The 12220-nt window shown below is 32.3% G+C and carries 14 protein-coding genes; 3 read left to right on the plus strand and 11 right to left on the minus strand.

Translation table 11 applies throughout. From position 1 onward, the window contains the following. Positions 1-306, plus strand: a 306-nt coding sequence (locus tag NCCP28_RS22240; RefSeq protein WP_248563396.1) for an HNH endonuclease signature motif containing protein, incomplete at its 5' end; no start/stop codon positions are given. A 355-nt stretch (positions 307-661) separates the two neighbouring features. On the opposite strand, the gene NCCP28_RS22245 is transcribed toward NCCP28_RS22240, so the two are convergent. Next, positions 662-1066, minus strand: a complete 405-nt coding sequence (locus NCCP28_RS22245) for a recombinase family protein (RefSeq protein ID WP_235856743.1) — start codon at positions 1064-1066, stop codon at positions 662-664. A 311-nt stretch (positions 1067-1377) separates the two neighbouring features. Here NCCP28_RS22245 and NCCP28_RS22250 point away from each other — a divergent pair, with 311 nt between their 5' ends. Next, positions 1378-2838: a SulP family inorganic anion transporter gene (locus NCCP28_RS22250; RefSeq protein WP_235856742.1), complete on the plus strand. Its 1461-nt coding sequence runs from the start codon at positions 1378-1380 to the stop codon at positions 2836-2838. A 24-nt stretch (positions 2839-2862) separates the two neighbouring features. Beyond that, a complete protein-coding gene (locus NCCP28_RS22255) occupies positions 2863-3282 on the plus strand; it encodes a universal stress protein (protein ID WP_127742960.1) in 420 nt (139 codons plus the stop codon). 272 nt (positions 3283-3554) lie between these two features. Here the strand turns inward: NCCP28_RS22255 and NCCP28_RS22260 are convergent, their stop codons facing one another. The 10 genes from NCCP28_RS22260 to NCCP28_RS22305 all read right to left on the minus strand — a co-directional run bounded on the left by NCCP28_RS22260 (position 3555) and on the right by NCCP28_RS22305 (position 12219). Beyond that, on the minus strand, positions 3555-4223 hold the full coding sequence (locus NCCP28_RS22260; protein ID WP_127743106.1) for a hypothetical protein: 669 nt from the start codon (positions 4221-4223) through the stop codon (positions 3555-3557). Between the two features lie 565 nt (positions 4224-4788). Next, positions 4789-4986, minus strand: a complete 198-nt coding sequence (locus NCCP28_RS22265; protein ID WP_164849829.1) for a hypothetical protein — start codon at positions 4984-4986, stop codon at positions 4789-4791. Positions 4987-5041: 55 nt separating this feature from the next. Then, entirely contained in the window at positions 5042-5347 is a 306-nt protein-coding gene (locus tag NCCP28_RS22270) for a DUF3895 domain-containing protein (protein ID WP_127743102.1), read from the minus strand. Between the two features lie 58 nt (positions 5348-5405). Then, entirely contained in the window at positions 5406-6563 is a 1158-nt protein-coding gene (xerS, locus tag NCCP28_RS22275; protein WP_235856745.1) for a tyrosine recombinase XerS, read from the minus strand. A 74-nt stretch (positions 6564-6637) separates the two neighbouring features. Next, positions 6638-7453, minus strand: a complete 816-nt coding sequence (locus tag NCCP28_RS22280; protein ID WP_127743100.1) for a DUF3800 domain-containing protein — start codon at positions 7451-7453, stop codon at positions 6638-6640. A gap of 451 nt (positions 7454-7904) precedes the next feature. Beyond that, positions 7905-8180: an HU family DNA-binding protein gene (locus tag NCCP28_RS22285; protein ID WP_182103609.1), complete on the minus strand. Its 276-nt coding sequence runs from the start codon at positions 8178-8180 to the stop codon at positions 7905-7907. 344 nt (positions 8181-8524) lie between these two features. After that, positions 8525-9583: a flavin-containing monooxygenase gene (locus NCCP28_RS22290; RefSeq protein ID WP_182103610.1), complete on the minus strand. Its 1059-nt coding sequence runs from the start codon at positions 9581-9583 to the stop codon at positions 8525-8527. A gap of 48 nt (positions 9584-9631) precedes the next feature. After that, a complete protein-coding gene (locus tag NCCP28_RS22295; RefSeq protein ID WP_182103611.1) occupies positions 9632-10081 on the minus strand; it encodes a MarR family winged helix-turn-helix transcriptional regulator in 450 nt (149 codons plus the stop codon). Between the two features lie 166 nt (positions 10082-10247). After that, positions 10248-11891: an FAD-dependent oxidoreductase gene (locus tag NCCP28_RS22300; protein ID WP_182103612.1), complete on the minus strand. Its 1644-nt coding sequence runs from the start codon at positions 11889-11891 to the stop codon at positions 10248-10250. A 55-nt stretch (positions 11892-11946) separates the two neighbouring features. Further along, complete coding sequence (locus NCCP28_RS22305; RefSeq protein ID WP_182103613.1) at positions 11947-12219, minus strand: iron-sulfur cluster biosynthesis family protein; 273 nt, start codon at positions 12217-12219, stop codon at positions 11947-11949. Position 12220: the final 1 nt, after the last annotated feature.

The following is a 12220-nucleotide window of genomic DNA, read 5'->3' on the forward strand; positions in this document are numbered from 1 at the left end:
TCAAGTAGATCCATTGAATATAACGACAATCGAATCAGTAAGTTTATTGCCCAATATGGTAAATGTGCAATTTTAGGTGAAGGGTTAGGTATTCATGAATGGCATTGTCATCACATAAACCCCTATCATCTTTCAAAGGATGATAGTTATTCAAACTTAGTTGTTATTCATAAAACAATTCATCAATTGATACACCTAAAAGATAAAGCGAAAATAGAAGCTCTTTTACAATCTCTAAAGCTTACAAGTAAGCAAAAAGAAAAAGTAAATAAACTACGATTAAGATGTCAAAATGAAATAATCTAACTTTGGAAAACAGCACTCGTCTGCTTATTACATAGAAAGAATAGATTGGATTAGTTGGAACGCCGTATGATTCGAAAGTTTCACGTACGGTGTGAACAGGGGGAAAAGGGAGCGATAACTTCAAACTCTTACCTATCTGTATTAAGTACATTTATTAACAAACTATAATAAAATGTAGTTTTAACTTTAATATGACACTTTACGTATCAATAATGGTATCTTTTTATTTCTTTCCGGTGGAAAAAAATAAGATATTAAAAATAAAATTTATATAAATGAAAGACCTTTAGAAAATATATAAATTCTCATGTATTTAGAGATCGAAAGTTGATAAAAACAACTATCGATCTCTATTTTATTCCATTAAATATCTATATAAACTGGACTTACTTATGCCAGTTTCTTTAGTTATTTCTGAAATTGTAAAGTTATTGCTATGGTACATGTTTATAGCACGTTCTACCATATACGATGGTTTTCTTGGTCTACCTGTTAATGTCCCTTTTGCTTTGGCTTCCATTATTCCCTTTTTAGTATGTTCACTGATTATATCACTTTGAAGAAAGACTACACTTTTCAGAAAATTCTCTAGATATTTTCCAGTATCTTTACTTGTATCGATATTCTCTTGGGTAAATAGAATATAAGCTTCTTTTCTTTGTATCTGTAATAATAAGTTAGCCAGATCTTTTGTTGAATCTGCAATAGAAAAGAACTTAGTTGTGATAACTTTATCATTTTTCTTTATTTTTTGAAGCATTTTATTGCGTTCTACTTTATTTGTGGGAAGCGAGTGTTATTCGTAATATATAATTTCGCAGTCGAAATTAGCCAACTCTTCTCTCTGTATTCTGCATTCTTTATCATCTTCGTAAGGTCTCATATATCCATATAACATGATTTTTTTCCTCCCGAAAAAAACGATTACATTAAAACTAACATATATTCTCTTTTAAAAAAAGACCAAAATGGTTCCTTTTTGGTCTTTTTGGTGTTAGACTGTTTTCGAGATATTGATAATAGCTTTTTATCTAATTTATATAAAAAAAATTGAATTGGAGGTTTAAATTAGTGGAAAAGATTAAAAAAGAATGGTTTTCAAATGTAAAAGGAGATATTTTAGCGGGAATTGTTGTTGCCTTAGCTTTAATTCCAGAAGCAATTGCATTTTCTATTATTGCTGGAGTAGACCCTATGGTAGGTCTATATGCTTCATTCTGTATAGCTGTCATTATTGCCTTTGTTGGAGGAAGACCAGGGATGATTTCAGCAGCTACAGGTGCAATGGCCCTATTGATGGTTCCATTAGTAAAAGAACATGGTTTAAATTATCTGTTGGCAGCTACCATCCTAACAGGTATTATTCAAGTTTTGTTTGGAGTATTTAAAATTGCAAAATTAATGAAGTTCATTCCAAGAGCTGTAATGATAGGATTTGTAAATTCCTTAGCAATTTTAATATTCTTAGCTCAGGTGCCTCACTTTATTGGTATTTCATCAATGACCTATATCTTTGTAGGTATTACTTTAGTAATTGTGTATGTTTTACCTAGATTTATAAAATCTATTCCTGCACCGTTAATAGCTATTGTAGTTCTTACATCAGTTGCTATCTATTCTAATTTTGATTTAAGGACTGTCGGGGATTTAGGGGCTATAACACAATCTCTACCAGCGTTTTTAATTCCTAATGTTCCATTTAATTTTGAAACGTTACAAATAATATTTCCTTACTCCATTGCCTTGGCAATTGTAGGTTTATTAGAATCCTTGTTAACATCTTCCATTGTAGATGATATGACAGATACAGAAAGCAATAAGAACCGAGAAGCAAGAGGGCAAGGAATTGCAAATGTTGTTACTGGTTTCTTTGGTGGTATGGCTGGTTGCGCTATGATTGGTCAATCTGTTATAAACGTTAAGTCAGGTGGAAGAGGGCGACTATCCACATTAATAGCTGGTTTATTTTTAATGTTTTTAATTATTGTTCTTGGTGGTGTAGTTGTTCTAATTCCTATGGCTGTACTAGTGGGGATTATGATAATGGTCTCGATTGGAACTTTTGATTGGAATTCTTTTTCATACTTAAAGAACGCACCTAGAACCGATGCAATTGTTATGTTAGTTACTGTTGTCATTGTTGTAGCGACACATGACCTTTCCATTGGAGTTATAGCCGGTGTAATTCTAAGTGCTATATTCTTTGTGGCAAAAATTTCAAAAATAAAGTTAACGAAACAAGAAACAATGCAAAATATTACTTTTTTTGTGGAAGGACAACTATTCTTTGCATCTGTGGAAGGATTTTTAGATGGATTTGATGTTAGTGTTCAACATAAGAATATAATAATTAACTTTTCAAATGCACATATATGGGACGATTCAGCAGTTGGAGCTATCGATAAAGTTGTAATTAAATACCGTGAAAATAATAATAATGTCTCTATTAAGAATTTAAATGCGGCGAGTAAAAAAATCTTAGATAAACTAGCTGTTTTTAATAACCCTAATGGAAAACTATCAGCCCATTAATATTATAATACGAGGTGACTGAACATGTATAACAATATTTTATTAGCAGTTGATGGATCAGAACATTCTAGAAGAGCAGCAAAAGAGGCAGTTAAGATAGCATCTATTAGTAAGGAAAGCACGGTAAAGATTGTTTATGTAGTTGATTTTTCAAAAGCTAGAACAGAAGTCCTTCATGCTCACAATGGTGAGGAATTAGAGGTAGCAAGAAAAAAAAGATTAATACCTATTGAAGAAATTTTAGAGTCTAACAAAATAAAATTCTCGATACAATTATTACATGGAGAACCAGGCCCAACCATTGTGGAGTATGCTAATAAAGGAAGTTATGACATCGTGATAATTGGCAGTAGAGGATTAAACTCACTTCAAGAAATGGTGTTGGGAAGTGTAAGCCATAAGGTTGTAAAAAGGGTAGTATGTCCAGTGTTAATTGTAAAATAAGTTATTAAAAGTTCCGACCATATTTGCAGTCGTTTTTTTATAATTAGCGAAGTTTGTGAAGAAATGTACTTAAAGAAACGGGGGCTTTAGCAAAAAAGATACAAAAGTAAAATGAGCATGGAGATATATACTCCAGCTCATTTTACTTTTGTATTTTAATCAACCTTTACCTTTAACATAGCCTTTAATTATTAAATACTCATATAACAATAATGAGCCCACTTGGTTAAGAGAATATCAAGAAAAGCCCAACTATTTAGTTGGACTTTTCATTAATATCCTTTGTTTATCATGTCATCAAATTCTTTTAACTCGATCGGAGTAATCTCTTGATATAAAGTCGTTTCAACCTTTCGTAACCTTTTTCTTCTTAGCAATATCGGCAGATAAAAGATGGAGAAGAGCGCAACTACTATAAAATATATAAATGAATTTAATGAGTTTATTAATGAAAAACCTAAAACCAGGTTAAAGAAAATATTAATAAAGGTAATATATTTTTTATTCTTTCTTAATTGATATAAAGTACTATGGTAGTTTTCAAATGGACTACGATCTCGTAAAGATTTTTCTTTCCAAGATGACTCAGCATTTATATATTCTTTATGAAATTTTTCTACCTCTGTTTCTTGATTTGATACTGTGTTGCTAAGCTTCGGTTTAACGTCTTGAACCATCTTATGTACATCTTCTTTTATTAATTCTCTAATTTCATTATCTCTTATGTTTTCTTCTAAAGTATTCACTTTTTTATTAATCCCTATTAGAGTGGTAAATGAGTTTGCAGCGGAAAAGAAAAAATAAAAACTGACTAAAACTATCAATAAGCTGTTGTTATAAGTCGGATTGTATATCGAATTACCATACAAAGCTACTGCGCCGAAGCCAATACAAGCTATATAAAGTATAAAACGTTGTACACTAAACGGTTTTACTGGCATAAAAAAATCCTCTTTTCTATTAATGAACGGGTCCTACTTCCTCAATTTTTAGAATATATGTATGATAATCGTCAGTCACCAATACCTCTTCCATTTCATCCATTTCTTCTAAGAAGTTGTTATTACCATAAACAAGCCTTAAATCTTTTACAATTGCTATACTTGTAATAACTTTCCCAAATTGACGTGACGAAAGTGTTCTGCCAGTTCTGGAGTTATGTTTACATAATTCGGATCAATTTTAAATCCCTTACTTATTCCTCCGCTTCCAGAGGATCACTTTTTATCTTTACATGATCCTGGTATCCTTTTTCATTAATCCAATCACGTACTTGATCTCTCCAAATAACGGAGCAGCATGCAGAAGAACAGGCCTTTTCGGTTATGCTATCTTGTGAAGCTGCTCGGACTAAATAGTAACCATCGTCAGTACTACTTGAAACCTTTTTATTACATGAAGCACAGTGAAAGGACCAATTTTGTTTAAGATTTTTCCTGAATTTCTTCATTTTAAATGATGGGTGATTAATAATATATTGATTCTTTTCATCGTTATAAACCCAGTCTAAAAACGTAGATCCATTGTAAACTCGATATCCAATTCAGTATTAATCCTTTTATTTTGAGACTCAATAAACTGATCAACAGAAGGGTTGTTATAGGCTGCCGTTAACTTTTCTATATACCCTAATGCTTCATTACGATTGACTAAATTTAAATCCGAAGAGTTTTTCAAAAGAAATCCTTTCTCTCCATCGTTCATAGTAACCTCTATAAATTTGAATATATTTGACATAAAAACAAAACTACCTCCTATGTTAACTATTCAGTTTGTAGATTCTATCCTTTTTATCAATGTCTTCAACAAAAACCAATAGACCGTTTCTGGTCATTTTGTCTAAGACTAAGCAAACCTTTCCATAGGCTTTCGGTTTGTTTGTAGAAAATCGTTCATTAGAGTATTTTCCTAGTTTAATAAGATGCTCACATATGGATAAAGCACTTGTTTCCCCTTTACGAATTAACTCTAAAATATCATTTTGTAGGGGAGAGGGAATATCGCTTATTGTGTTTTCCTGCTTTTTTTCTTCCTGGAACAATTCATCGAATGATATTTGGCTCATTATATTTCTCCGATCTTTAAATTACTGTTTAAAAATATACTTGGAAAGAGAGAAGAGGTTATTTATTTCGATTTTCTTCCATCTTCTCAATAATCTTTTTACCTTCATCCCTTGAGAGGTTTGTATACTTTGAAGTTGTTTCAATGCTGCTGTGTCCCAATTGGTCTCTAAGTGTAATAATATCTCCACCTTGAAGAATCCAATCATTCGCAAAGGAATGCCTCATCTTATGAGGACTTAAACCTTTACCGGTACTAAATTCATTCTGGTCATAAAATTCCTTCGTATATTTACTAACTAGGGTCTGTATAGACCTAACGGAGAGAGGTTGCACCATGCCTTTGTATTTACTCACAAATACATAAATATCTGATTCCTTTGTGTTAAACCTTTCTTGTCGGACTCTCAGATAGGCTTTTAACTCCTCAAGTGCAGCTTGTAGAACAAGCACCGTATCTTCCTTATTACCTTTACGGATGATATCTATTTCTCTTGTATGAAAATTAATATCTTGTAGAGTTAAACTAGCAAGCTCTGATACCCGTATTCCGCTTCCTAAGAGAAGGGAGATCATTGCTACATCTCTTTCTTTTTGCTTTAAGTAAGCTTTGTACATCTTAGCACTCGTAGCTTCTAGGACTTTTTCATAATCAAATTTCAAGTATTGAATAAAGTCACTAATTTCATTCGATTTAATCACCTTTGAACTTATCTTAGCAGCTCGACGACTGGCAGTTTCTTGTTCTTTACGTTGCTTAATTTTACTAAAGACATTTCGATAAAAATAACATTCTCCATCTTCATTTTCCGTCTCTGTGGTTAAGTAGCTGAAGAGGGATTTTAATGCGTTTATATTGCGATCTACTGCATCTTTGCTCCTGCGACGAACTGGGGCAGGGGGAGACTTGGTTTTTTCCTTTTCTGTTCTAATATCTTCGTTTTCTATGTGCTCTCTATATAGTTCAACAGTTTCTTTTGAAAGTGTCTCTAAAACAGAATAGGGAATCGATTTTATATCTTTATAATCAGCCACACCCTCTGAAAGGAGCCAGTTAAAAAACTTTAAATATTCATGTACATATCCTAATAGAGAAGAGGGAGAATATTTTGCTCTTCGTTTAGACCGCATATACTCTTGTACATAATCCGGCATTTGAGGGAGCATGGTTTCTAAACGTTCATCATGTATAATTCTTTGCCTGGATTCAATGGGCAAGACTAATCAACCTCCTTATTTCTAATTTAATTAAGTCTGCACTAAATATAATTTTAACGAACACTTGTTCTTTTTTATTTTTGGGCGGCTAACTCTAATTCAAATTTAGAAGTAAATAGATCTAGATATGTAGCTATATTTTTTTGCTCCAATGAACTATGGCCAGTCAACTCAAAGTATTTAATATTTACTAATAACTGATAGAAATTAGGGTATTTGTTTATCATATTCATGATGAACTTCTTTTTTCTCCATAAGTTCTTATCCTTTGGAAAACCATCTTTAAAAGTAACTGGTCTATTTTCAATAATATTTCGGACCATTCCAAGTATTGTATCTACAATTTCAATACCAATTTCTTCATTTTTCGCTTTTAACTTTGCTTTTTCCACCCAGAAATGAGAATTGCGGTAAATTGAATGTGTATTTAATTGTTCCTTTATATTTTTATCTAATTGAAAATCTCTATAAAGGCCACTATCCTCAATATATAGTCTTGCTTTAATGTCAGAAAAACTACCATAATCTCTTAATAAACCATAAAGAACACGTTCTGGAATCTTACTATAAATCATTTTATCTACAATATTTTTATAACGTCTTTTTTCTTCATTTATGTGTTGTATTTTTATAAAAGAAACTATATTAATTCTAACGGAACGATAGTAATTTGATATAACACTAACTGCTTCTTCGTGATTTTTATAATCATTGGAACCTAAATCAGTAAAATGTAATTTATAATTAGGATCAGTCTTTAATTTTTCATTTAATGCATTTATTTTTCCTGTAGTATAAAAGTCAGTAGGTAAGGAAAGTCCACACATTAGGGAGACATGTTTATCTATTTTTCCACTTTCATCAAAGAATACAGTTACATTATGTTCCATTTGTTAAAATTCCTCCGTATCATTTTAAAAGCTTGCATAAAATATTTGTTTATGTTAAATTTTAATTAACAGCATTGAGCTTATCACAGGCTTCGCCTAATGAAATTTGATAAACCAGTGTTAAAACGAACGTTTTGGGAAACCGAGGATAGCATCCTCGGTTTTTCCTTTTGGTCTATATTACCATTATACCAAACACACATTCTACTGTCTATTGTAAATGTTCGTTAAATAGTTATTTAACGCAGACTTGATTTTTTATATATTCATTGCTAATCCGTTCTTCTCTTGTCTGTTAAACGTCAAATAATCTTTTTTTAGTATTTTATTCCCTTTTTGAATTCATAGTAATTAGTGCTTGGAACCCGCCGCAACCCAACACTTGGTTTTAAAAAATCTAACAACATATAAAAAAATAGGCAGAGTTTAAAACCTCTGCCATACATAGCTCTTATGATTTAACAGCATCTTTCAAGTTTTTTCCGGCTTTAAAAGTAGGTGCTTTACTTGCTGCAATTTCTATTTCTTCACCAGTTTGTGGGTTACGACCCTTTCTAGCGGAACGTTCGCTAACAGAGAAAGCACCAAATCCTAAGATTTCTACTTTTCCACCATTTTTCAATGCCGTTGTGATTGTTTCCATTACGGAGTCAACAACTCTAGTTGAGTCTTTTTTCGATAGTTCGGAGCTTTTAGCTACTGCATTAACAAGTTCTGTTTTGTTCATATATGTACCTCCTAGGAATCAGTCCTTCGAATAGGACACTATTAGTATTCCACAAACTTTTTTAATTCGCAATTATAAAGCTAATTCCCTTGAAGCCTTATTAAAAGGTATTGTCAATTGAGACAAAATATTTACCATTTAGAAAGCTCTCTTATGGAACAAACGCCCCGTTAGTTTAAGTGAATAAATTCACAATATATTCATTTATACTTCTTCATCCTTAATAGAAAACTTTTTTGCTTTGCAATATAAGGAATTACAATTAAACACTCACTTCATTAAATTAAAGCAACTATCAATTCTTTCAAAAAAACAGCAGCTTTTTGCTGCTATAACAAATCGATTCAATTTTTTAAAAAGCGTAATAGCTTTTGAACTACAAACTTCGAATCAGGTCCCACTCCTCTTATAGTTGCAGAAGCAAATGTTCGTTGCCCATCTAGTCCCACATAATATAATCCCTTCACTGATGTACTGACACCAGCTTGATGAATTGGTTTCCCATTTATATCAGTTGCACCAATATCAGCTAAATGAGGCAAATAACTTTTATATCCGGTTGCAAATATAACTGTGTCCACGGGCTCTTTACTTCCATCTGCCCAAACTACTCCATCACTATAAAAAGAAGTAAACATTCGCTTTTGATCTGGATTTCCTTCTTTAATTTTTTCCTTATAATTCCCCAAATCGATAACTGAATTTGATTGTGGAACACTTTTTCTAAATCTCCAAAATGGAAAATTATCAAACCCTGTAATTCTAATCCAATAGTGAAGATCCAACCCTAAAACTTTTTGTTTTAGTAGTTTAACTTTATTTCTTACAGCTAAAGATGTGATACTAATTTCGGAAAGTTCAATTGCAATTTGAACAGCAGAATTGCCGCTTCCTACGACGATATTTCTTTTATTAATAAAACTGGTTGGATTACGGTATTCAGAAGAGTGAAATATACGCCCTTTAAATAACTCTATTCCCTTTATATCTGGTATATATGGGTTTCGGAAAGAACCTGTAGCATTAATAATTGTTTTAGATTGAAACCTATTACCTTTTTCCGTAATTAGTGTAAAAATCTCATCTTCTTTCTCAACAGATACAACCTGCTGATTTCCTTCTATAGGAAATTGAAAAAACTGAATATAGTCTTCTAAGTATTTTATTACTTCAAATCTAGATGGATATTCATTTGCGTGTTTTGGAAACTTCAATCCTGGCAGTGATGCGAAAGAAGCAGGTGAAAATAATTTGAGACTGTCATAATAATCTGGCCATGATCCCCTAGCTTGGTTACTTGAATCTAAAATTAAATATTGAAGTTTATTCTTTTTTAAATAATATCCAGCAGCTAATCCAGCCTGCCCCCCACCAACTACAATGGCATCATAAATTTTACCCATAGTGCCTCCTCTTATTACTTGTAATTTGCAAATATATATCCAGTGGAATTATTCCATGATATCCCTGCAGCACATACTTGATTTGGCCATAGACTCATTAAGCAATATAAGTGAACGGATAACAGTTTCCCTTTCAAACTCATTCATATGTGAAAAAACCTCATCTAAATAGGAACTTATTTGATGATTAATAGTAGTTGCAATAAACTTCCCTTCTGTGGTTAGAGAAAGGATACTTATCCTTCTGTCTTCAGAATCAGGTGTTTTTTTAACTAGATTCATTTTTACTAAAGATTGTATTTGGCGGCTAAATGTCGTAATGTCTGTTCCAAGAGTATCTGCAATTTGCTGAATAGAAGGATTATGTTGAATATCAATCTCATAAAGTATTTGACTTTGAATAAGTGAGATTTCAATTCCTCCAGCAGTGCAACAATTTTTATTTAACATTCCAAACCGTCTTGTTAATATCTGAAATAGTTCTCTAATATTTTCCAAATTATCCACCTCTATAAATTATTATATAAAATAATTTGTAATTTGCAACTAATATATTGTTATTTACCTTTTATTTATTTGTTGGGTATCCATGTAACTTCCCCATCTTATTAAAAACACAATATAAATAAAGACCTTTAGATTTTTCTAAAGGTCTTTGATATCATCATTTATTTTTAATATAATTTTGGTAATTTTTATTTCCACCAGAAAGATTATAAATATCATTGAACCCTAAGTTACGTAGTACATTTTGTGCAGCATTTCCAGTTACCCCACTATTACAGTAAGTTACTGTAGGTAAATTAGGGTCGAATTCTTTAGATTTCTCGCGTAATTCGCCTAAAGGAATATTAACGGCACTTTCCACTTTTGATACATTATATTGTTTTGTTGCACGTGTATCAATTACCTGGATCGTTTCTCCTTTTTCAATTCTTTCTGTTAGTTCTTTCGGTGTAATTAGCTTATTTTTCTTTTCAATAGCATTTTGCAAGGCCATTCCAGTATACATAACTGGATCTTTTGTTGTGCTAAATGGAGGTGCATAGGCAAGATCTAGGTGGAATAAATCTTCTGCTTTTGCTTTAAACGTCATTGCTGTTACAAAGACATCAATTCGTTTATCTACACCTTCTTCACCTACTATTTGTACACCTAAAATTCTGCCAGTTTCTCTATCTGCAATTGCTTTAATAACTAGCTCTTTTCCTCCAAGATACTCTGCTCTAGCTGGTTTTATATTATGAAGTATTTCAATATCGTAGCCTTCTTCTAATGCTTCTACTTCATTCATACCAGTTTGCCCGACTGCTAAATCGAATACACGTAATATACCAGTTCCTAAAATACCACGGTGTTCCAAGGAACCTCCAGTAATTACATCACCAGCTATTCTTCCCATTTTGTTAGCAGTACTTCCTAATGGACGATAGATAGGTTTCCCAGTGATAACAGAATAACTTTCTGCCACATCACCAACAGCATACACATTAGGAAGGTTAGTTTGCATTTTGTTGTTAACTGCTATAGCTCCAGTATCACCAATAGTAACCCCTATTTCCTTAGCTAATATTGTATTTGGGCGAACACCTGTAGCTAATATGACAATATCCGTTTCAATAGTTTTCCCTGACTTTGTTTGTACGTTCTTCTCATTTATAGAAGTTACTTCATCACTTAAAATTAGGTTGACTCCCTTTTTCACTATATGATCTTCAACACGTGAAACGATATCTTTATCCATATGTGCCATTACGTGATTACTACGTTGTACGATTGTTACATCTAATCCTCTATGAGTAAGCTGCTCAGCCATTTCTAAACCTATATAGCCAGCTCCAATAATGGTTGCTTTCTTTGGTTGGTTCGCCTTCATATATTGATCAATTGCTGCTGTATTTTGTATCGTACGTACTTGGAAAACATTCTCTTTATCAACTCCTGCAATGTCAGGAGTAATTGGTGAAGCCCCTGTTGCAAATACCAATACATCATAAGTGTCTTCTTTTATTTCATTTGTATCTAAGTTTTTAACTTGAACTTTTTTCTGCTCAGCATCAATCGTAGTTACTTCATGACGGGTAAAAATATCTACGTTGTAGCGTTTCTTAAACCAAGCTGCACTTCTTGGTGTTAATGTTTCCAGTTCCTCTACTTCTCCACCTAGGAAATAAGGAATACCGCATATAGAATATGAAATGTCATAATCTGCATTATAGAGTGTGATTTCCGCTTTTTCATCGTTTCTTCTTGCTTTCGCTGCTACTGATGTACCTGCTGCTACTGATCCTATAATAATAACTTTCATGAATTATATCCTCCAAAATACAAATTAGAATTACCATATTATTACTTCTATATAATTAGCAATTTTGTTCTGGTAGCCCAGAAAGAACTAATCCACCTTCTGAAAAATCAAGGACAACATTATCTGTCATATCTTGAACTCGCTCATCCATTGCAACTTGTATCTTATTAATCATTAAGACTTTATCTGTCGTTTCTGGAGAGTCTAAAGAAACACCTAATTGTGGTCCACAGCATCCTTGACCAGCAAAATAAAACCGAATGCCTTGAGCTCCATTTTCTTTTATCATCTCTAACAGTTTATTTTCTGCAACTTCCGTAATTTTCATT

This window comes from Niallia sp. NCCP-28, from assembly GCF_023168165.1.
Classification (GTDB): domain Bacteria; phylum Bacillota; class Bacilli; order Bacillales; family Cytobacillaceae; genus Niallia.